We start from the raw sequence: 20,321 nt of genomic DNA on the forward strand, positions 1-20,321 counted from the left end.
GGCGGTCTCTAGCCGGAACGCGAACAGGTCGGGATAAGCTCGACCGCCGCGCCTGAGATCCATCGCGTCTGCGGAACTTCCGCCCCAGACGCGCCGCCCTCCCAACGGAAGAGGAACAATGGCGCTTTACGAACACGTGGTCATTTCGCGGCAGGATATTTCGCCGCAACAGGCCGAAGCCCTGAACGACCAGCTCAAGGCGATGATCGAGGAAACCGGCGGAGCCGTGGCCAAGATCGAGTACTGGGGCCTCCGCAACCTCACCTACCGCATCAAGAAGAACCGCAAGGGTCACTATTCCCTGCTGGCCATCGATGCGAAGCCCGAGGCCGTCAAGGAGATGGAGCGCCAGCTCTCCCTCAATGAAGACGTCCTGCGCTACATGACCGTCCGCGTCGAAGAACTGGACCTGGAGCTGTCTCCGGTTCTGGCCCGTCGCGACCGCGATCGTGAGCCCCGTCGTGAAGACGGCCCCCGTCGCGACGGCGAAGGCCGCCGTGACGAACCGCGCCGCGACGACGCTTAAGGGGAGGATCTGGAATCATGACTGATACGAACAATACCGACGCTCCGGCCGCCGCCGCCGCGCCCCGCCGCCCCTTCTTCCGTCGCCGCAAGGTTTGCCCGTTCTCGGGAGCCGGCGCGCCGAAGATCGACTACAAGGATGTGAAGCTGCTTCAGCGCTACGTGTCCGAACGTGGCAAGATCGTGCCGTCGCGGATCACCGCCGTGTCGGCCAAGAAGCAGCGTGAACTGGCCCGCGCCATCAAGCGCGCCCGCTTCCTCGCCCTTCTTCCCTACGTCGTGAAGTAAGGGACCAGGATCATGAAGGTCATTCTGCTTGAACGCGTCGAAGGCCGTGGCGGCCTCGGCGAAGTCGTCACCGTCAAGGACGGTTACGCCCGTAACTTCCTCCTGCCCCGCCAGAAGGCTCTGCGCGCCACGACCGCCAATATGAAGGTGTTCGAGGCCCAGCGCGCCCAGATCGAAGCCCGCAACGCCGAGGCTCGCGCCGACGCCGCCAAGTCGGGCGAAGGTCTGGACGGCAAGAGCTATGTGCTCATCCGTCAGGCCGGCGAAAGCGGTCAGCTCTACGGTTCGGTCTCCGGCCGTGACGTGGCTGACGCCGTCAACGCCGAGGGCGGCAAGATCGAACGCGCCATGGTCGTGCTCGACAAGCCGATCAAGACGCTCGGCATGCACGAGGTGAAGGTCCGCCTGCACGCCGAGGTCGTCGTGACGGTGACCATGAACATCGCCCGCAGCCAGGACGAGGCCGATCGTCAGGCCCGCGGCGAGAACATCATCACCTCCCAGTTCGAGGAAGAGCGCGCGGCCGCCGAAGAGGCCGCCGCCGATCTGCTGGAAGGTGGCGCTGGTCAGATCGAAGGCGACTACGTCGAGTCCTGATCGGCCTGAAAAGCCTGCGAGATCAACGGCTCGGAGCTTCCCGCTCCGGGCCGTTTTTCTTTTGCCCGCAAGATGGCGCCGATCTGTTGTAAATATGTCATTCTTTTGGCGAGCCAAGCACACTAGCTAAGTCCCCAAGGGCCACCAAGGACCTGGGGGCGGTCACCGCACCCCAAAACATCGGGGATCACATGCAGTATCGAACACTTCTTCTCGCCGCGGTTTCGGCCGCCAGCCTGACCTCAACCGCCGCCATCGCCCAGACCGCCCCCACCGCCTCGGCCGCCCAGGTTGAAGAGCTTGTGGTCACCGGCACCCGCACCACCGGCCGCAGCCGCCTGGACACCCTGGCGCCCGTCGATGTCGTCACCAGCCAGAGCCTGCAGCAGCGCGGCGTCACCGAGCTGGCCTCGGCCCTGGCCAGCACCGTGCCGTCCATCAGCTTCCCGCGCCCGTCCAACACCGACGGCACCGACGCCGTCCGTCCGGCCACCCTGCGCGGCCAGGGGCCTGACCAGACCCTGGTGCTGGTCAACGGCACGCGGCGCCACGTCAGCGCCCTGCTCAACACCAACGGCTCTGTCGGCCGCGGCTCGGCGGCCGTGGACCTGAACGCCATCCCCTCCACCGCCCTGGAGCGCATCGAAGTCCTGCGCGACGGCGCCGCGGCCCAGTACGGTTCGGACGCCATCGCCGGGGTCATCAATCTGCGCCTGCGTGAAGCCGCCTCCGGCGGCGGCCTGTCGGTGACCTATGGCCAGTACAAGACCCAGTTCGACGGCTTCTACGGCCGCGACGACGACATCTCCGACGGCGCCACCACCACGGTGTCCGGCTGGCAGGGCCTGCCCCTCGGCGCCGACGGCTTCCTGACCCTGTCGGCGGAATACCGTGACCGGGAGAACACCAACCGCAGCGATATCGACACCCGGGTGAGCCCCAACCGCATCACCTCGCGCTTCGGCGACGCCGATGTGGAGGACATCTCCTTCTACGCCAATGCCGGCAAGCCCCTGAACGATGTCTGGGAAGCCTATGGCTGGTTCGGCGTCCAGGAGCGTGACGCCTCCAGCGCCGCCACCTATCGCCTGCCCACCGACGCCAACCAGAACGTCCCGTCGGTCTATCCCAACGGATATGTGCCCAAGCTCGCCACCGACACCAGCGACCTGAGCGCGGCCCTGGGCGTCCGCGGCGAGATCGCCGGCTTCAACGCCGACTTCAACGTCGCCTATGGCAAGAACGACATCAATTTCGGCGTCCGCGACACCATCAACCCGTCCTTTGGGGCGGCCTCGCCGACCTCGTTCGAGGCCGGCGGCCTGGAATACAGCCAGACGGTGGTCTCGGCCGACTTCAGCCGCGGCGTGGACGTCGGCATGGCCGGGCCCCTGAACGTGGCCTTCGGCGTGCAGGCCCGCACCGAGACCTTCGAGATCAACCAGGGCGAGCCGGCCTCCTATAGCCGTGGCCCGATCACCACTGTCTCGTTCGGCTCGCGCGGCTTCACCGGCTTCACCCCCAGCAACGAGGTGGATGTCGATCGCGACGCCGTCGGCGTCTATATCGACCTGGAAGGCCAGCTGACCGAGAAGTTCTCGGCGTCGGGCGCCCTGCGCTATGAGGACTATTCGGACTTCGGCTCCAACACCTCGGGCAAGCTGTCGGCCCGCTACGACTTCACGCCGGCCTTCGCCCTTCGCGGGGCGGCCTCGACCGGCTTCCGCGCCCCCAGCCTGCAGCAGCAGTTCTATACGGCCACCTCGATCCTCTACATCAACGGCGTGCCCTTCGAGACCGGCACCTATCCGTCGGTGAGCCAGATCGGCCAGGCGCTGGGCGGCCAGGACCTCGATCCGGAAACCTCGCGCAACTACTCCCTGGGCCTGGTCTATCGTCAGGGCGCGTTCGAACTGACCGTCGACGCCTATCGCATCGAGGTCGAGGACCGCATCGTCCTCAGCGAGACCTTCCAGGGTTCGGCCACGGCGGCGCCTGGCACCAACGCCCGGGTCATCGCCGACCTGCTGGCGCCCTTCGGCGCCACGGCCGCGCGCTTCTTCATCAATGGGGTCGATACCGAAACCAATGGCGTCGACGTGGTCGCCCGCTACCGGATCGTCGATCCGCAGGCCGGCACCTTCGACCTGACGGCGGCTGGCAATATCAACGAGTTCGAGGTCACCAAGACCCCGACCACCAGCACCTCGATCCTGCCTACCCCGACCAGCCTGTTCGGCCGCCAGGCCGTGCTGCGGTTCGAGGAAGGGACGCCCAAGCAGAAGCTGACCCTGCAGGGCGACTGGAACCTCAACGACTGGGGCGCGACCGTGCGCACCACCTTCTACGGATCGGTTCTGTCGCCGGGCACCCTGGTCGACGGCAGCGCCGACACCGAGACCGGCAATCGTGGCATCGTCGATCTGGAGGCCCGCCGGACCTTCCCCATGGGCGTCACCCTGGCGCTGGGGGCTGACAATCTGTTCGACGTCTATCCGCGCCAGATCCCGCCGAACCTGAACACCACGGGAGCTGCGCCGTTCTCGTCCTTCTCGCCGTTCGGCTTCAACGGCCGGTTCGTCTATGGCCGCATGAGCGTGCGCTGGTAGTCTGAACAGACGGTCCGAAACGAGGGGGCGGGCGCAAGTCCGCCCCCTTTTTCGTGGCGCCCCCGCAGCTTGTCCACAGGACCGGTTTTCCTGTGCACCGCGACGTTTCGTCGGGGGCCGTCCGGCCCTCCTTAAGCTATCAGCAAGGTATGGCGATCGTTCCGGCTCTCGACCTGCGCATGCCGCAGGACGACACCCCCACCCCCACCCACGCGCCGGCCAATATCGAGGCCGAACAGGCCCTGCTGGGCGCGCTGCTCTATGACAACGCCGTCTTCGAGCGGCTCGGCGACCATCTGCAGGCGCGGCACTTCTTCGAGCCCTTCCATGGCCGCCTGTACGCCGCCATCGAGACCTCGATCCGCAAGGGGCAGCTGGCCGAGCCGATCCTGATCGCCGAGCAGTTCGCCCGCGACCCGGCCTTCGAGGAGCTCGGCGGCCTGCGCTATATGGCCGACCTGGTGGACCGGGCGCCGCCCTCGACCCATGCGCCGGACTATGCCCGCGCCGTCTATGACCTGGCCCTGCGCCGGGACCTGATCCGCATCGGTCAGGAGATCGCCGCCGGCGCTCAAACCGCCGACGGCGAGACCTCGGCCCGCGACCAGATCGAAACCGCCGAGCAACAGCTCTACGCCCTGGCCGAGACCGGCGGGGTCAGCTCAGGCTTCGTCTCCTTCGCCGACGCCCTGCATGGCGCCGTGGCCATGGCCGCCGAGGCCCACGCCCGTGACGGCGGTCTCGCAGGCCTCTCCACCGGCCTGATCGATCTCGATCAGAAGATCGGCGGCATGCACCCCTCCGACCTTGTGATCCTGGCCGCCCGTCCCTCCATGGGGAAGACCTCGCTGGCCTGTAACATCGCCTTCGACGTGGCCCGAAACTATGCCTGGGAGCCCCGACCGGACGGCACCCGCAAGACGGTCAGCGGCGGCGTCGTGGCCTTCTTCTCCCTGGAAATGTCGGCCGAGCAGCTGGCCATGCGCCTGCTGGCCGAGGCCTCGGGGGTGTCTGGCGACCGGCTGCGGAAGGGCGAGATCGACGCCATGGAGTTCGGCCGCATCCGTGACGCGGCCCTCGAAATCCAGGAGGCGCCGCTCTATATCGACGCCACCGGCGGCCTTAGCCTGGCCAAGCTGACCGCCCGCGCCCGGCGCCTGAAGCGCACCTCGGGCCTGGACCTGATCATGGTCGACTACCTCCAGCTGGTGACGGTGGGCGCAGGCTCCAGTGACAACCGCGTGCAGGAGGTCAGCGCCATCACCCAGGGCCTCAAGGCCCTGGCCAAGGAGCTGTCAGTGCCGGTGATCGCCCTGTCCCAGCTGTCGCGCCAGGTGGAGAACCGCGAGGACAAACGGCCACAGCTCTCGGACCTTCGGGAATCCGGCTCCATCGAGCAGGACGCCGACATGGTCATGTTCATCTATCGGGAGAGCTACTACCTCAGCCGCACCGAGCCTCGGGAAGGCACCGAGGAGCACTTCAAGTGGCAGGAGCAGATGGATACGGTCAAAGGCCTGGCCGAGATCGTCATCGGCAAACAACGCCACGGCCCCATCGGCACGGTGAAACTGTCGTTCAACGAAGACCTCACCAAGTTCGGCAATCTGGCCCGCGACGGACGCTACGATCCCCACTGAGGCCGCTGGTCTTGCGCCCGGGGCCTCACGGGTTCATGGGGGTGAAATGGCTCCGTCCTCCCGCGCCCGGCTGACCGTCGACCTCGACGCCCTGGCCCACAATTTCCACACGATCGCCGCCGAATCCGCCGGGGCGGAGACCGCGCCCGTGGTCAAGGCCGACGGCTATGGTCTGGGCGCCGGCCCCCTGGCCCAACGCCTCTGGGCCGAAGGGGCGCGCACCTTCTTCGTCGCCCGGCTGGCGGAGGGCGAGGCTCTGAGGGCCGCCCTGGGGGCCCGCCACGCCACCATCCTCGTCCTGGACGGCTTCACCCCGGCAACCGGACCCCGGCTGGCGGCGGCCAGCCTGACGCCGGTGCTGAGCGGCCTGGCTCAGGTGTCCGCCGCCAGCGCCTTCGCCGTCAGCGCCCGCGCGCCCCTGCCCTGCGCCCTGCAGGTGGACACGGGCATGAACCGCCAGGGGATCACCGTGGCGCAGGCCGCCGCGGTCGCCCAGTCTCCAGACCGCCTGAGGGGCCTGGATATCGGCCTGGTCATGAGCCACCTGGGCTGTGGCGCTGAGCCCGATCATCCCCGCAATCGCCAGCAGCTCGCCGCCTTCCATGAGGTCCGCGCCCTGTTCCCGGAGGCCCGGGCCAGCCTGGCCGCCTCGGCCGGCGCCTTCCTGGGGCCGGACTATCGGTTCGACCTGGTCCGGCCAGGCATCAGCCTCTATGGGGGCGGGCCCCGGGAGCGGTTCGACCCGCGCCTGCGGGCCGTAGCGCGGCTGGAGGCGCCGGTCCTCGACATCCGCAACCTCAATCCCGGCGACCTGGTCGGCTATGGGGACACCATCGCCGTGGACCGCGCCACCCGGGTGGCCGTGGTCGGGGCGGGCTATGCCGACGGGGTGATCCGCGCCGCCCGGCGGCAGGGCCAGGCCTTTGTCGGCGGCGCCCTTCGCCGGCTCTACATCGTCGACATGGATCTGACGGTGGTCGATCTCGGCGACGCCGATGTGCAGCTGGGCGAGATGGTCGAGCTGCTGGGCCCCAACGCCCTGCTCGACGACCTGGCGGCCGCGGCGGGCAGCATCGCTCACGAATGCCTGGTGCGCCTCAGCCCCCGGGCCGAGCGACTCTATGTGGGCGAGAAGGTCGCAGAACCGGTCTGGGCGGCGCGCTGAGCGGCCCCGCAGGTTAGACTGCGGCGAATTGCGAATCAGGAGTTCTGTTTGGCCAGAGACGGCGCGGTCTATGTCTGCCAGTCGTGCGGTTCGGTCCAGGGCAAGTGGGCCGGACAGTGCCCGGCCTGCAACGCCTGGAACACCATGGTCGAGGAAAGCCAGTCGCGCCCTCCGGGCGGCCTGGCGCCGGCCAAGTCCAGCCGGGGCCAGCGGGGCCTGGCCTTCGAAACCCTGGCGGCCGAAACGCCCGCCCCGCCGCGCATCCTCACCGGGGTGGCGGAGTTCGACCGGGTCTGCGGCGGCGGCGTCGTGCCCGGCTCGGCCCTGCTGGTGGGCGGCGACCCCGGGGTCGGCAAGTCGACCCTGCTGATGCAGGTGCTGGGCCAGGCGGCCCTGCGCGGCGCCCGCTGCGCCTACATCTCCGGCGAGGAGGCTGTGGAACAGGTCCGCGCCCGCGCCCACCGGATGGGCCTGGCCCAGGCCCCGGTGCAGCTGGCTGCTGAAACGTCCCTGCGGGTCATCCTCGATGGTCTGAAGCGCGACGCCTTCGACCTGGTGGTGATCGACTCCATCCAGACCATGTGGAGCGACGCCCATGAGGCGGCGCCGGGCTCGGTCACCCAGGTCCGCGCCGCGGCGGGCGAACTGGTGCGGATGGCCAAGAAGCGCGGCGTCGCGGTGATCCTGGTGGGTCACGTCACCAAGGAAGGCGCCATCGCCGGGCCGCGGGTGATCGAGCACATGGTCGACGCCGTGCTGACCTTCGAGGGCGAGCGGGGCTATCCGTTCCGCATCCTGCGGGGGGTGAAGAACCGCTTCGGCGCCACGGACGAGATCGGCGTGTTCGAAATGGCCGACGCCGGTCTGATCGAGGTGGTCAATCCCTCGGCCCTGTTCCTCAACACCTCGGGCGAGCGGGCGGCCGGCGCGGCGGTCTTCGCCGGCATCGAGGGGTCTCGGCCCGTCCTCGTCGAGATCCAGGCCCTGGTGGCGCCCAGCGCCTATGGCACGCCGCGGCGCGCCGTGGTGGGCTGGGATTCCGGACGCCTGGCCATGGTGCTGGCGGTGCTGGAGGCCCGCTGCGGCCTTGGATTTGGCGACCGCGATGTCTATCTGAACGTCGCTGGCGGCCTTCGCGTCACCGAGCCCGCCGCAGACCTGGCCGCCGCGGCGGCCCTGGCGTCCTCGGCGCTGGAGGTCGCCCTGCCCCAGGACTGCGTGGGGTTCGGCGAGATCAGCCTGTCAGGCGATATCCGTCAGGTCAGCCGCATGGATGGCCGCATCAAGGAGGCCGCCAAGCTCGGCTTCGGTCAGGCCCTGGCGCCGGCGGAGGCCGACGCTGGCGGCGGATTGCAGATCAACGGCGTGGCCCGCTTGGCCGACGCCATACGTCGCATCGGCGACGGGGACTGGAAAGGTCGCGTTTGACCCTGTTTGACATCATGGCCCTGACCCTCCTGGCGGTGTCCGGCGGCGTCGGCTTCTTTCGCGGCGCGGTGCGGGAGATGGCCACGGTCCTGGCGCTGCTGGTGGCGGCGGCGGCGGCGCTTTGGGGACTCCGGTTCTCTGGGCCGCTCTTGCGCGGGATGCTCGAGCCGGTCTGGGCGGCCAATGTCGCGGCCGTGCTCCTGGTGTTTGTCGTCATCTATATCGCCCTCCGCCTCATTGGGGGGCGCATCGCCAATCGGGTGCAGGCCACGAATGTATTGGGCTTTTTGGACCGCGTGATTGGGGCGGGCTTTGGCCTGATCCGCTCTCTGGTGGTCCTGGGCGCCTTCCATCTCGCCTTGACGGCTGTGGCGCCCCCGGAACGGATTCCGCAATGGATCGCCGGTGCGGCGCTTTATCCCTTGACCCAGGCCGCCGGGGAGGTGCTGAAAGCCTTCGCGCCAAGGGGACTCGATGTTGCCGATCGGCTACGGCCGGCCATCACCGATGCGGTTCGTGACGGCGCAGGTGATCCGCCTTCGGAAGAAGGCTATGACGTCCGCGCCCGCGACGACATCGACGATCTGGTGGAGAAATCCCGATGAACTCCGTTTCCGACGCCTGGTCCTCCCCGGTCCGCGACCCGGATGACGACAGTCTCCGACTGGAGTGTGGGGTGTTCGGGGTGTTCGGCGCAGACCAGGCCGCAGGGCTTACCGCCCTCGGCCTTCATGCCCTGCAGCACCGCGGCCAGGAGGCCTGCGGCATCGCCAGTTTTGACGGCCATCGGTTCCATACCGAACGCCATATGGGCCGGGTCGGCGAGGCCTTTGGCGACGCCGACCTCGCCCAGCGCCTGCCCGGCGGGGCCGCCATCGGCCACACCCGCTACTCCACCGCCGGCGGCAGCTTCATCCGCAACGTCCAGCCGATGTTCGCCGATCTGGAAAGCGGCGGCATCGCGCTGGCCCACAACGGCAACCTCACCAACTTCCTCACCCTGCGCCAGCATCTGGTGGCCGAGGGCGCCATATTCCAGTCGACCTCCGACTCCGAGGTGATCCTGCATCTGGTGGCCCGCTCCCGGAAGGGGCGGATGACCGACCGCTTCATCGACGCCCTGTCGATGATCGAGGGCGGCTACGCCCTGGTGGCGCTGACCAACAAGAAGCTGATTGGGGTGCGCGACCCCCTGGGGATCCGCCCCCTGGTGCTGGGCAAGCTGGACAACACCCATGTCCTGGCTTCGGAGACCTGCGCCCTGGACATGATCGGCGCCCGCTACATCCGCGATATCGAGCATGGCGAGATGGTGGTCATCGACGAGAGCGGCGTCGAGAGCCTGCGCCCCTTCCCTGCCGCCCGGGCTCGGCCCTGTATCTTCGAGTACGTCTATTTCGCAAGACCCGACTCCGTCGTGAACGGCCGCTCGGTCTATGAGGTGCGTAAGCGCATGGGCCGCCGTCTGGCCCAGGAGAGCGCGCCGCCCTGCGACGTGGTGGTGCCGGTCCCCGATTCCGGCGTGCCTGCAGCCCTGGGCTACGCCCAGGAGACCGGCGTGCCCTATGAGATGGGCATCATGCGCAACCACTATGTGGGCCGCACCTTCATCCAGCCGACGCAGGGCGCCCGCGAGCTTGGCGTCCGCATGAAGCTGTCGCCCAACCGCGCCGTCCTGGCCGGCAAGCGGGTGATGCTGATCGACGACTCCATCGTCCGCGGCACCAACTCCCTGCGGGTCGTGCGCATGGTGCGCGAGGCCGGCGCCAAGGAGGTGCATCTCCGCTCCGGCTCGCCGCCGATCATGTGGCCCGACTTCTACGGCATCGACATGCCCGAGCGGCAGCAACTGCTGGCCGCCAACAACACCATCGAGGAAATGGCCAAGATGCTCGAGGTCGACAGCCTCGGCTTCCTGTCGGTGGATGGCCTCTACTGGGCCATGGAATCCGATCCGCGGAACCCCGCCGCGCCGCAATTCACCGACCACTATTTCACCGGCGACTATCCCACCCGTCTGCTGGACCGCGAAATCGCCGAAGGGCGCAACGCCGCCGACGAACGCCAGCTGACCTTCCTGGTGGACGCGTGATCGGCGCCATCCGCGGCGTCCTCGCCCGTTTCAAGATCGACCCCTACATCCTGGCCATCCTGGCCACGGTGATCTTCGCGTCACTCGTGCCCGCCCGCGGCCAGGCCGCCGAGGTGGTCGGCGTGGCGACCAAGATCGGCGTGGCCCTGGTCTTCTTCCTGCACGGCGCCAAGCTGTCGCCCCAGGCGGTGGTGGCCGGGATCAGCCACTGGCGGCTGCACCTGGTGGTGCTGCTGACCACCTTCGCCCTGTTCCCGGTGGCGGGCCTGCTGTTCTCGACCCTGCCCGCCTGGATCGTGCCGGCCGCCCTGGCGCCGGGCCTGATCTATCTGGGCTGCCTGCCCTCCACCATCCAGTCGGCCGTCGGCTTCACGGCGGTGGCGAGGGGCAATGTCGCCGCCGCCGTCTGCGGGGCCTCGGCCTCGAACATCCTGGGCGTGGTGATCACGCCCCTGCTGGTGGGCGTACTGCTCAGCGCGCAGGGCGGCGGCCTGTCCTGGGGCGCCTTTGAGGCGATCCTGCTGCAATTGCTCGTGCCCTTCATCGCCGGCCAGCTTCTGCGCCGCTGGATCGGCGGCTTCATCCAGCGCCATGCCAAGCAGGCCAGCCTGGTGGATCGCGGCTCGATCCTGCTGGTGGTGTACAACGCCTTTTCCGGCGCCGTGGCCGTGGGCATCTGGAGTCAGGTCTCCATGGGCGACCTGGCGCGCCTGGCGCTCATCTGCCTCGTGCTGCTGGTGGCCTCCATGGGCTGGACCATCTGGATCAGCCGCCGGCTGAAATTCCCGGTCGAGGACGAAGCCACCATCCTGTTCGGCGGCTCCAACAAGAGCCTGGCGGCCGGCGCGCCCATGGCCGCGGTGCTGTTCCCCGCCGCCACGGTGGGCTTCGTGCTGCTGCCCATCATGCTCTATCACCAGTTCCAGCTGATGGCCTGCGCCGCCATCGCCGGACACTATGCGAAACGGGCGGACAGCCCCGAACAGACCAGCTAGACAGCCGCCCATGACCGATACCCCCGCCGCTTCCACCGGGCCGCTGGCCGGCCGCATCGCCCTGGTGACCGGCGCCAGCCGCGGGCTCGGACGCGCCTCAGCCCTGGCGCTCGCCAAGGCCGGCGCCCACGTGATCGCCACCGCCCGCACGCAGGGCGGGCTGGAAGAGCTGGATGACGAGATCCGCGCCGCCACGGGCCAGCCGGCCACCCTCGTGCCCATGGACCTCGCCCAGGGCGGCGGGATCGACCAGCTGGGCCTGGCTATCCATGAACGTCACGGCCATCTGGACGTTCTGGTCCACGCCGCAGCCATGCTGGGGGGCTTGAGCCCGGTTTCGCACATTGAGCCCAAGACCTGGGATCAGGTCGTGGCCCTCAACCTGACCGCCACCTATCGCCTGCTGCGCAGCACCGAGCGCCTGCTGAAGGCTGCGCCCGCCGGCCGGGCCCTGGTCTTCACCACGGGCCGAGTCGCCCGCCCCAAGGCCTTCTGGGGCGTCTATGGGGCCACCAAGGCGGCCACCGACCACCTGGTGCGCACCTGGGCCGACGAACTGGAGCACGGCCCGGTCCGCGCCGCCCTGATCGATCCGGGCGTCATGCGCACCAAGATGCGGGCCGAGGCCATGCCGGGGGAAGACCCCCTCAGCCTGCCGGACGCCGCCGAGATCGGGCCGCTGATCGTCGAACTGGCCCAGGCTGAGCTGGGTCCGCCCGACAGCCCGGTCAGCTTCTCCGCGTGGAAGGCCGCGCAGGCGTCTTCCGCCCACTGACCGGACGGGGCCGGCTCGGCTTGGCCTTGGAGCCGCCGAAGCCGGAACTCTTCGGCCGGGCTGGCTTGGCAGGCTTTGCGCCCACAGGCTTCTTGCCCACGGTCGGCTTCTTATTGCCCCCCTTACCCGCCGCCTTGACCTTGCGTGGCGCCGTGCGGGACGGCCCCGACGAGCGCGCCTCGCCGTCGGCATAGGGGTTGGCGCCGGACTTGACCGTCAGGCGCACAGGCACGCCGGGGAGGTCGAAGCTCTCGCGGATCGAGTGGATAAGGTAGCGCCGATAGGAATCCGGCAACTGGCTGGCCCGGCTGGCGAACAGCACGAAGGTCGGCGGGCGGGCCTTGGTCTGGGCGATGTACTTCGGGCGCACCCGGCGGCCGTTGACGGCCGGGGGCGGATGGCGCTGGACGGCCATGGCCAGCCAGTCGTTCAGGTCCCGGGTCTTGACCTTGGTGGACCAGTCGGTGTGGGCCTTGAACACCGCCGGCATCAACCGGTCGATATTGCGCCCGGTCTCGGCCGAGAGGGCGATCATCGGCGCGCCGCGCACCTGTGGCAGCTTGCGCGAGACCTCTTCCTGCAGCTCCTTCAGACGCGCCTGCGGGTCCTCCACCAGGTCCCACTTGGCCAGGACGAAGACCAGGGCGCGACCCTCGCGCTCCACCAGGTCGGCGATCTGCAGATCCTGGATCTCCAGGGGATGGGTCGCGTCCATCACCAGCAGCACCACCTCGGCGAAGGTGATCGCCCGGATCGTGTCGTGGGTGGAGAGCTTCTCAAGCTTCTGCTGGACCTTGGCCTTGCGGCGCAGGCCCGCGGTGTCCACCAGGCGGATGGCGCGATCGTCCCACACCCAGTCCACGGGGATGGAGTCCCGCGTGATCCCGGCCTCGGGACCGGTCAGCAGGCGTTCTTCACCGATCAGACGATTGACCAGGGTGGACTTGCCGGCGTTGGGCCGACCGACGATGGCCAGCTGGACGGGCTTTTCGCCGCCTTCGTCCTCATCCTCGCCCGCCTCGGGCGCCATGGCGAGCACGGCGGCATAGAGATCGGCCATGCCCTCCCCATGCTCGGCTGAGACGGGGATGGGTTCGCCGAAGCCCAGGCGGAAGGCGTCGAGCGTTCCGTCATCGCCCTGGCGGCCCTCGGCCTTGTTGGCCAGCAGGATCACCGGATTGCTGGATTTGCGCAGCAGTTCGCCGAACACCACGTCCATCGGCGCGACGCCTTCGCGGGAGTCCATCACGAACAGAATGAGATCGGCCTCTTCGATGGCCAGTTCGGTCTGGCGGCGCATCCGCGCCTCCAGGCTCTCGTCGGTGACGTCCTCGAACCCGGCGGTATCGATGAGTTCGAGGTCGATGTCGCCCAGGCGTCCAGTGGCGAACTTGCGGTCGCGAGTGACGCCCGGCAGGTCGTCGACGATGGCGAGCTTGCGCCCGGCCAGACGGTTGAAGAGCGTCGACTTGCCCACGTTCGGGCGGCCAACGATCGCGATCTTGAGCGGCATAGGCGCTCCCTGGCGCGTTGGAACCCGGCCCGACCCAAGGGTCGAACCGGGTGGAGAATGGAATGATGTGACGCCTGCGGCCCGGCGACGCAACCGTCGCCTTGGGCGACCGGCCTAACGCAGGGCGATCAGTTGGGCGTTGTCGGTCGCCACATAGATCATCCCACCCACGGCGATGGGATCGAGCAGCACCGAGCCGCCGAGGTTCAGCCGGCGCTCGACTGCCCCCGTCTTGGGGTTAAGCACGGCCATTTCGCCGGACGACGAGGCGACCACCAGCTTGTTGGAGGCCAGCAAGGGGCTGGTCCACAGGGGCTTTGGCGCGATCGTGCCGCCGATCCCGAAAAAGCCCCCGGTCTTGCGCTGCTCGACGTCCTCGTTGAGATCTCGGATCCAATAGACCTGACCGCTTTCGCGGGAGATGCAGATCACCTCGCCGGCCTTGGAGACGACGAACACCACATCACCGGCGGGCCAGGGGGTCGTCACACCGGTGACCGGCAGGGTCCAGCGGGGCGCGCCGGTGCGCAGGTCGACGGCGGCGAAGGCGCCTGAATGGCTGACCGCATAGACGTCGCCGCGATAGATGACGGGCCGTCCGACGATGTCGCGGATCTCCGACAGGGCGTTGGTGCGGCTGGCCCGGGAAAGGCCCTCGTTCCACAGGTCGTTGCCGTTGCCGCTGCGAAGCGCCACCAGTTCGCCCGAACTGAACGAGGCGACCACAGTGTCGCCGGAGACGGCCGGACTGGAGGCGCCCAGGATGCGGGCCGGCTCGCTCAACGCCTGATAGGTCCAGCTTGGCGCGCCGGTGGCGGCGTCATAGGTCAGCAGGGTGTTGTCGATCGCCACCGCCATGACGCGGCCGGCCGTGACAGTCGGTGCGGCATGAATCGGCTGTTCGGTCTGGGTGCGCCACTCGGACGCGCCGGTGGCGGCGTCCAGCCGGGCCATGAACCGGTAGCCGGACGCGACATAGAGCTTGCCATCGGCCAGGGCGAGACCGCCGCCGAACCCTTCGCGCTCGCTGCGCCGGGTGGGCTCGAGGTTGGCGTTCCACACCACCTGACCGGACCGAGCATCGATCGCCGACACCGTAGCTGCGCCGTCCATCACATAGATGCGGCCGTCGGCGGCCACCAGCGGGGCGGTGACGTGGTGACCCCGGCCGGAGCCTTGGCCAAAGCCGCGGCGCCAGGCGACGTCGAAGGCGACCGGCGCTTCGATATGCTCGGGCGCCTGTTCCAGATTGCCGCCGGGAAGCGGCCAGGCCGTGCGGCTGTAGGGGGTCGGCAGGAAGAAGTCCGCCCCCCGCAGGGTGTCCGACACGGTCAAGGTGTCGTCGAAGGCGATAACCGAGATGCGCTCGCCTTCGCCTGCAACCTCCTGCGGCCCGTCGTCCTGACCAAAGGGGTTGAGACGGTTGATGGTCGAGCAGCCGCTGAGCGCGACCGTGCCGGCCAGCAGCACGGCGACCATCGGGAGACGGGAAGAGATCATTGCGAAGCGGAACCTTGCTGCTGCGAAACCCCATCGGAGGCCGCATCGTCAGAATCGGTGTCGGGAAGCGCCGAGGCGGCCTTGACCACCCCGGCCAGGGACGCCGCCGAACCGGAGGCGATTATCGCCCGCGCCGCCTGGGCGCGCTGGCGCGCCTGGTCCGAGGCGCCGGGCATGAGCGTGATCACCCCGAAATCTGCGCGCGCGTCATCCATCTTGCCCCCCATCATCTTGGCGAAGGCCAGGGCCTCCAACGCCTGAGCGCGGTAGGGCCGGCCGTCTTCGGTGAGAGGCTGCAGGCGCGCCTCCATGTCCTCCAGGGGCGCGGTATCAAGGAGCGCGAAGGCGGATTTGAGGCGGGCGGCGTCGCCCAGGATCGGGTTCGGCGCAGCCTCGGCGGCCTTGTCGAACAGCGCGACGGCCTCCGCAGTCTTGCCTTCGTTGAGGCGCAGGCCCGCCTGCTGCATCAGCGCCATGGCCGCATAGCCCTTGGCGCTCCCCTCAGCGACCTCGGCGAAGCGCTGCTCGGCCTTGCCCAGGTCGCCCGCCGCAAAGGCTTCGACGCCTTCGGCATAGGTTTCCGAGGCTTCATTGACGGTCCGGGTCTGCCAGGCCCCCCAGCCCCAGATCGCAAGTGCGATGACCAGGGCCAGGACAAGGGCGCCCAGCACCCAGGGAAGCGCGCGCAGGGCGAGCGTCTTGTAGCGGTCGGCGCGGAGTTGCTCCTCGACCTCTTCAAAAACGTCAGTCACGTATGGGGTACTCCGCGCTCAGGCGACGAAACAGAGGCGGCGAACCTATAGTGCAAGAGGTCCCGCCGCAACGGCGTGGCCAAGGCCTTGATCGAGCCAGCCGTCAGGCCCGCCTAAACGGCCTTGGCGAAGTAGATTTCCGCAGGTCCCGGGAAGCGCCGGGCCTGCACATCCTGGGCGTAGGCCTCCACCGCCCGCAGGATTTCGCCGCGCAGGTCGGCGTAGCGCCGCACGAATTTGGGCGTCCAGTCGAAGAGGCCCAGCATGTCGTCGGTGACCAGAATCTGGCCATCGCAGCCGGCCGAGGCGCCGATGCCGATGGTCGGGACCGACACCGCCTCAGTGATCTCCCGCGCCAGGCCCTCGGCCACGCCCTCGACCACCAGGGCGAAGGCCCCCGCGGCGGCCGTGGCCTTGGCCTCCTCCAGGATCCGGGCCCGTTCGTCGGCGCCCTTGCCCTTGGCCTTGAAGCCGCCGTCCACCAGCACCGCCTGGGGCCGCAGGCCCACATGGCCCATCACCGGCACGCCGCGCTTGACCAGGTAATCGATGGTGTCGGCCACAGTGGGGCCGGACTCGACCTTCACCGCCTGGGCGCCGGTCTCCTTCATCAGCCGCGCGGCGTTGGCATAGGCCTCCTGCGCCGAGCCCTCATAGGAGCCGAAGGGCATGTCGATCACCACCATGGCCCGGCGCGAGCCCCGCATCACCGCCTGGCCATGCAGGATCATCATCTCAAGGGTGACGCCCACAGTGTTGGGCAGTCCATGGATGACCATGCCCACCGAGTCGCCGACCAGCAGCAGGTCGCAGGCCTCGTCCAGGAGTTCGGCCATGGGGGCGGTATAGGCGGTGAGACAGACGATGGGCGTCTTTCCCTTCCGCTCGGCGATGTCGGGCGCCGCAAGGCGTCGCACGGTCTCCTGGCGTTGGGCGGACAGGTCAGATCTCCTCGATGATGCGGGTGAGCACGAAGCCCAGGGCCAGAACCGCCAGGCCGGCGGCCACCCAGACGGCCTCCACCCCCGCCGGACGGCTGAGCAGCCAATCGGCCTGAGGGGCTATCTGACGGACGCCAGTGGTCAGCACCCGCGCCGACTCGCTGGACGCCGCCTCGGCGCGGCTGAAAAGGTTGGACATGATGAGCTGGCTGGCGCCGATGACGCCGCCCACGACCCCGGCCGAGCCGATCAGGAGGCGCCGCGCCGCCCAGCCGCGGTCCAGTCGGCGTTGCACCCGGTCGGCGAAGCTCTCGGCGTCGGAGACCTCCGGCGCGCGGGCGAACATCCGCTCCAGGGCGCGCTCGAATTCGACCTCAGCCATTGTCGCGGCGTCCCTCAACTGACTGAACCTCCGGCGCCAGGCGCGCCCTGAGTTTATCCAGACCACGTTTGACATGGGATTTGACCGTTCCCAGCGGCAGGTTCAAGGCCTCAGCCGCCTCGGCATGAGACAGTCCAGCCCCATAGCAGAGGCTGACACAGAAGCGTTCGCCCTCGTTCAGGCCCTTCAGGGCCTCGTCCAGGTCCATCCGCCCGCCCGGATCGGGATGGGCCGCAGGGGCGTCGTCCGCGACGCTGGCCGTGGCCAGGTCGCGCAGGCGCCTGGCCCGCTGCATCCGCCGCATGCAGGCCCGGGCGGCGATCTTCTTCACCCACGCGGCGAAGGCGCCCTCGCCGCGAAACTCCGAGATCGATTCAAAAGCCGAGATGAAGGCGTCCTGGGCCAGGTCGTCGGCCTCGCTTGCGCTGGCGCCCATCCTGCGCAGGAGGCCGCGAACGGCCGAGCCGTGCCGACGGACGAGTTCGCCAAAAGCCTGCCGGTCGCCGGCCGCCGACAGGCTGGCCAGCTCGACGTCGTGCAGACTTGAGAGTCGGTGTCGTTCGGCGCGCGACATGGCTTTTCCCCGATGCGCGCGATCAGGACCTGTCCCTGGCCACGAACGACATGATCACGAAGGCCAGACCGATGAAGCCGGGGAAGGCGGCGATGCCCAAGACGATGTAGGTGGCGTCAGGTTCTTCGAAGCCCAGGGCGTAGCCGAAGGCGGCCAGGCCGACGGCGACCCCCAGCCAGATGATGCCGGTGCGAAGATCCCGGGCCGGCGAGGGCTTGGGCTTCACCTTAACATCCTGGGTCAGGGCCTGGATGAGTTCCGGGGGCAATTGCTGGCCCTTGTCGTAGGCCGTCTGAATGGTCTTGTGCAGCTGGTCGCGTTCTCGCGCCTTCAGCCACCGCGGCACAACCACGATGGCCACGATCGCGCCGAACACGATCGCAGTCGTAAAGACACTGGAGATGATGCCAGCAATGGCGACGTCCATGAGAGTTTTCCTGTTAAGCGCAGCGGATGCTCTTGACCCGTTCGATCATAAGAGGCCGCGGCCGTCCCTCACAGATGCAAGCGCGGCCATGAAATCTTGGTCATGAATCTACCGCCCACTGGGTCGTGGCGCCCCAGCTCCCGGGCCGTCGACCGCCCTGCTGGGCTGCAGCGCGCATAAAAAATCATCAACCCGCGGGCGCCGAGGCGATTCCGCCTGAGCCTCTCCACCGCGGCGTTTACACCGCAGGATTTCTATGGTGCGCTCCATTATCCTGATGGTTTTCGAACCTATTCGATCTTTTTGATTTGATTTCCTGCGCGTCAAACCGCGGGTCGATCAGTGGAAAGCAAGACCTCAGGGTGGACGATATAGACCGGGGGCGGCTCGAGGGTCGCCAACGGTCAGCAGTGAAACCACTTGGGGGATGACCACATGGCCGCCAGCCGCACACGATCCTTGACCGCAATCCTGCTCGCCACGGCCATGTGCCTGCCGGGCCTGGCCGCCCAGGCCGCCGCCCCGCCCGAGATGAAGGCTGCGGCCGTCGCCGGGGTCGAGGAGCGCGCCAAGCTGGCCCAGGAGATGGTCGACTCGATCTACAGCTTCGCCGAGCCCGGCTTCCAGGAGTTCCGCACCTCGGAATACGTCACCGGCATTCTTGAACAGAACGGGTTCACGATCACCCGCGGCGTGGCCGGCATTCCCACCGCCTGGACCGCCACCTGGGGCTCCGGCGGCCCCAAGATCGCGCTCGGCAGCGACATCGACGCCCTGCTGGGCCTGTCGCAGGTCCCCGGCTCGCCGGAGATCAAGCCTCAGGTGCCCGGCGCGCCGGGCCACGGCGAGGGTCACAATTCCGGCATGCCGATGATGGTGGTCGCCGCCCTGGCCGCCAAGGAGGTCATGGAGGCCAACAACCTTCCCGGCCAGCTGATGATCTGGCCCGGCGTCGCCGAGGAACTGCTGGCCACCAAGGCCTTCTATGTCCGCGACGGCCTGTTCGACGACGTGGACGCCAGCATTTTCAGCCATGTCAGCCGCGACTTCTCCACCGGCTGGGGGCCGGCCGGCAACAACGGCATGGTCTCGGTGGAATACACCTTCCACGGCAAGACCGCCCACTCGGCCGGCGCACCCTGGGCCGGCCGTAGCGCGCTGGACGCGGTCGAACTCATGAACGCGGCCTGGAACATGCGCCGCGAACACCTGCCCGTGACCCAGCGCTCCCACTATGTGATCACCAATGGCGGCGGCCAGCCCAACATCGTGCCGGGGGAAGCCAGCGTCTGGTATTATTTCCGCGAGCAGAACTTCGAGACCATTCGCGGCCTCTACGAAATCGGCAACCGCATCTCCGAAGCCGCCGCCATGGCCACCGACACCACGGTCGAGCGACGCCTGCTGGGCTACGCCGCGCCGAACTACGGCAACAAGCCCCTGGCCGAGGCGGCCTACGCCAATATCCAGGCCGTCGGCATGCCCCAATGGACCGCGGCTGACCAGGCCTTCGCCCGGGCCACACAGGAGGCCAACCATCTGACGGTGGAGCCCCTGGCCACGGAAGTGTCACCGCTCTCGACGCCCGATGGCCGCGGGCCGTCCATGGGCGGCGGCTCGGACGATATCGGCGACATCATGTGGACCGTGCCGACCATCACCGTGCGCTATCCCTCCAACATCCCCAACACCATCGGCCACCATGTGACCGCGGCCATCGGGATGGCGACGCCCATCGCCCACAAGGGCGTGGTGGTCGGGGCCAAGGCCGTGGCGATGACGGTGCTGGATCTGGTGACCACCCCAAGCCTGGTCACCGAGGCCAAGGCCTATTTCCAAGATGTCCAGTTGAAGGATGAGAAGTACGACCCGGTCCTGACGGCCGAGGACACGCCGGGCATCCATCTGAACACCAACATCATGGCCCAGATGCGTCCGAAGATGGAGCCGTTCTATTACGACCCCTCCAAGTACGACACGTATCTGGAACAACTTGGGATCGCCTACCCCAATCCGCCGGCGAAATGAACATCCCAAGACCTGCGTCTCGCGTTGATCCCCTTGGCGCGAGACGCCCCAATTCGAGAAGGGCCGGCACCCCCGGCCCTTCTTTTTTGA

19 protein-coding genes are annotated in these 20,321 nt (G+C 68.4%); 12 read left to right on the forward strand and 7 right to left on the reverse strand.

Translation table 11 applies throughout. The annotated features are described in order from the left end of the window. Positions 1–118: 118 nt before the first annotated feature. From rpsF to Q7S93_RS04015, 11 genes are all read left to right on the forward strand, one after another. The gene (gene rpsF / locus Q7S93_RS03965) at positions 119–526 is read left to right on the forward strand and encodes a 30S ribosomal protein S6 (protein ID WP_300578734.1); all 408 of its coding nucleotides are present in this window, start codon (positions 119–121) and stop codon (positions 524–526) included. 17 nt (positions 527–543) lie between these two features. Beyond that, a complete protein-coding gene (gene rpsR / locus Q7S93_RS03970; protein ID WP_304712324.1) occupies positions 544–813 on the forward strand; it encodes a 30S ribosomal protein S18 in 270 nt (89 codons plus the stop codon). Positions 814–825: 12 nt separating this feature from the next. Beyond that, positions 826–1,410 (forward strand): 50S ribosomal protein L9, encoded by a 585-nt coding sequence (gene rplI, locus Q7S93_RS03975; protein ID WP_304712326.1) that lies wholly within the window; start codon positions 826–828, stop codon positions 1,408–1,410. 191 nt (positions 1,411–1,601) lie between these two features. Then, positions 1,602–4,019: a TonB-dependent receptor plug domain-containing protein gene (locus Q7S93_RS03980; RefSeq protein ID WP_304712328.1), complete on the forward strand. Its 2,418-nt coding sequence runs from the start codon at positions 1,602–1,604 to the stop codon at positions 4,017–4,019. Positions 4,020–4,198: 179 nt separating this feature from the next. Further along, entirely contained in the window at positions 4,199–5,659 is a 1,461-nt protein-coding gene (locus Q7S93_RS03985; RefSeq protein ID WP_304712365.1) for a replicative DNA helicase, read from the forward strand. A gap of 46 nt (positions 5,660–5,705) precedes the next feature. Continuing rightward, a complete protein-coding gene (gene alr / locus Q7S93_RS03990; RefSeq protein WP_304712331.1) occupies positions 5,706–6,824 on the forward strand; it encodes an alanine racemase in 1,119 nt (372 codons plus the stop codon). 48 nt (positions 6,825–6,872) lie between these two features. Beyond that, positions 6,873–8,252, forward strand: a complete 1,380-nt coding sequence (radA, locus tag Q7S93_RS03995; RefSeq protein ID WP_304712332.1) for a DNA repair protein RadA — start codon at positions 6,873–6,875, stop codon at positions 8,250–8,252. Next, positions 8,249–8,857, forward strand: a complete 609-nt coding sequence (locus Q7S93_RS04000) for a CvpA family protein (protein ID WP_304712333.1) — start codon at positions 8,249–8,251, stop codon at positions 8,855–8,857. The genes radA and Q7S93_RS04000 overlap by 4 nt, the downstream gene beginning before the upstream one ends. Next, the gene (gene purF / locus Q7S93_RS04005) at positions 8,854–10,344 is read left to right on the forward strand and encodes an amidophosphoribosyltransferase (protein ID WP_304712336.1); all 1,491 of its coding nucleotides are present in this window, start codon (positions 8,854–8,856) and stop codon (positions 10,342–10,344) included. Before Q7S93_RS04000 ends, purF begins: the two co-directional genes overlap by 4 nt. Beyond that, positions 10,341–11,339 (forward strand): bile acid:sodium symporter family protein, encoded by a 999-nt coding sequence (locus Q7S93_RS04010; protein ID WP_370652066.1) that lies wholly within the window; start codon positions 10,341–10,343, stop codon positions 11,337–11,339. Before purF ends, Q7S93_RS04010 begins: the two co-directional genes overlap by 4 nt. Positions 11,340–11,349: 10 nt before the next feature. Next, complete coding sequence (locus Q7S93_RS04015) at positions 11,350–12,114, forward strand: SDR family NAD(P)-dependent oxidoreductase (RefSeq protein ID WP_304712338.1); 765 nt, start codon at positions 11,350–11,352, stop codon at positions 12,112–12,114. Here the strand turns inward: Q7S93_RS04015 and der are convergent. From der to Q7S93_RS04050, 7 genes are all read right to left on the reverse strand, one after another. Beyond that, positions 12,068–13,627: a ribosome biogenesis GTPase Der gene (der, locus tag Q7S93_RS04020; RefSeq protein ID WP_370652067.1), complete on the reverse strand. Its 1,560-nt coding sequence runs from the start codon at positions 13,625–13,627 to the stop codon at positions 12,068–12,070. The two genes, Q7S93_RS04015 and der, sit on opposite strands and share 47 nt — an antisense overlap. A gap of 114 nt (positions 13,628–13,741) precedes the next feature. Beyond that, positions 13,742–15,127, reverse strand: a complete 1,386-nt coding sequence (locus Q7S93_RS04025) for a PQQ-like beta-propeller repeat protein (protein ID WP_304712339.1) — start codon at positions 15,125–15,127, stop codon at positions 13,742–13,744. Further along, positions 15,124–15,879 carry a tetratricopeptide repeat protein gene (locus Q7S93_RS04030; protein WP_304712340.1) on the reverse strand — a complete coding sequence of 252 codons (756 nt, stop codon included), beginning with the start codon at positions 15,877–15,879 and terminating at the stop codon, positions 15,124–15,126. The genes Q7S93_RS04025 and Q7S93_RS04030 overlap by 4 nt, the downstream gene beginning before the upstream one ends. A gap of 113 nt (positions 15,880–15,992) precedes the next feature. Beyond that, positions 15,993–16,820, reverse strand: a complete 828-nt coding sequence (gene panB / locus Q7S93_RS04035) for a 3-methyl-2-oxobutanoate hydroxymethyltransferase (protein ID WP_304712369.1) — start codon at positions 16,818–16,820, stop codon at positions 15,993–15,995. 1 nt (position 16,821) lies between these two features. Then, entirely contained in the window at positions 16,822–17,202 is a 381-nt protein-coding gene (locus tag Q7S93_RS04040; RefSeq protein WP_304712342.1) for a hypothetical protein, read from the reverse strand. Then, entirely contained in the window at positions 17,195–17,776 is a 582-nt protein-coding gene (locus Q7S93_RS04045; RefSeq protein ID WP_304712344.1) for an RNA polymerase sigma factor, read from the reverse strand. Before Q7S93_RS04045 ends, Q7S93_RS04040 begins: the two co-directional genes overlap by 8 nt. 22 nt (positions 17,777–17,798) lie before the next feature. Continuing rightward, positions 17,799–18,203, reverse strand: a complete 405-nt coding sequence (locus Q7S93_RS04050; protein ID WP_304712346.1) for a DUF6249 domain-containing protein — start codon at positions 18,201–18,203, stop codon at positions 17,799–17,801. A gap of 435 nt (positions 18,204–18,638) precedes the next feature. Between Q7S93_RS04050 and Q7S93_RS04055 the strand changes: the two genes are divergently transcribed. After that, complete coding sequence (locus tag Q7S93_RS04055) at positions 18,639–20,231, forward strand: amidohydrolase (protein WP_304712347.1); 1,593 nt, start codon at positions 18,639–18,641, stop codon at positions 20,229–20,231. Positions 20,232–20,321: the final 90 nt, after the last annotated feature.

The sequence above is a fragment of the Phenylobacterium sp. genome (assembly GCF_030646615.1).
Taxonomy (GTDB): Bacteria; Pseudomonadota; Alphaproteobacteria; order Caulobacterales; family Caulobacteraceae; genus Phenylobacterium.

What these genes read in the sequence shown, in the direction of transcription:
- rpsF (WP_300578734.1), top strand. Translation starts at nt 119, where the DNA reads ATGGCGCTTTACGAACACGTGGTCATTTCGCGGCAGGATATTTCGCCG.
- rpsR (WP_304712324.1), top strand. Translation starts at nt 544, where the DNA reads ATGACTGATACGAACAATACCGACGCTCCGGCCGCCGCCGCCGCGCCC.
- rplI (WP_304712326.1), top strand. Translation starts at nt 826, where the DNA reads ATGAAGGTCATTCTGCTTGAACGCGTCGAAGGCCGTGGCGGCCTCGGC.
- Q7S93_RS03980 (WP_304712328.1), top strand. Translation starts at nt 1,602, where the DNA reads ATGCAGTATCGAACACTTCTTCTCGCCGCGGTTTCGGCCGCCAGCCTG.
- Q7S93_RS03985 (WP_304712365.1), top strand. Translation starts at nt 4,199, where the DNA reads ATGCCGCAGGACGACACCCCCACCCCCACCCACGCGCCGGCCAATATC.
- alr (WP_304712331.1), top strand. Translation starts at nt 5,706, where the DNA reads ATGGCTCCGTCCTCCCGCGCCCGGCTGACCGTCGACCTCGACGCCCTG.
- purF (WP_304712336.1), top strand. Translation starts at nt 8,854, where the DNA reads ATGAACTCCGTTTCCGACGCCTGGTCCTCCCCGGTCCGCGACCCGGAT.
- Q7S93_RS04015 (WP_304712338.1), top strand. Translation starts at nt 11,350, where the DNA reads ATGACCGATACCCCCGCCGCTTCCACCGGGCCGCTGGCCGGCCGCATC.
- der (WP_370652067.1), bottom strand. Translation starts at nt 13,627, where the DNA reads ATGCCGCTCAAGATCGCGATCGTTGGCCGCCCGAACGTGGGCAAGTCG.
- Q7S93_RS04025 (WP_304712339.1), bottom strand. Translation starts at nt 15,127, where the DNA reads ATGATCTCTTCCCGTCTCCCGATGGTCGCCGTGCTGCTGGCCGGCACG.
- Q7S93_RS04040 (WP_304712342.1), bottom strand. Translation starts at nt 17,202, where the DNA reads ATGGCTGAGGTCGAATTCGAGCGCGCCCTGGAGCGGATGTTCGCCCGC.
- Q7S93_RS04045 (WP_304712344.1), bottom strand. Translation starts at nt 17,776, where the DNA reads ATGTCGCGCGCCGAACGACACCGACTCTCAAGTCTGCACGACGTCGAG.
- Q7S93_RS04050 (WP_304712346.1), bottom strand. Translation starts at nt 18,203, where the DNA reads ATGGACGTCGCCATTGCTGGCATCATCTCCAGTGTCTTTACGACTGCG.
- Q7S93_RS04055 (WP_304712347.1), top strand. Translation starts at nt 18,639, where the DNA reads ATGGCCGCCAGCCGCACACGATCCTTGACCGCAATCCTGCTCGCCACG.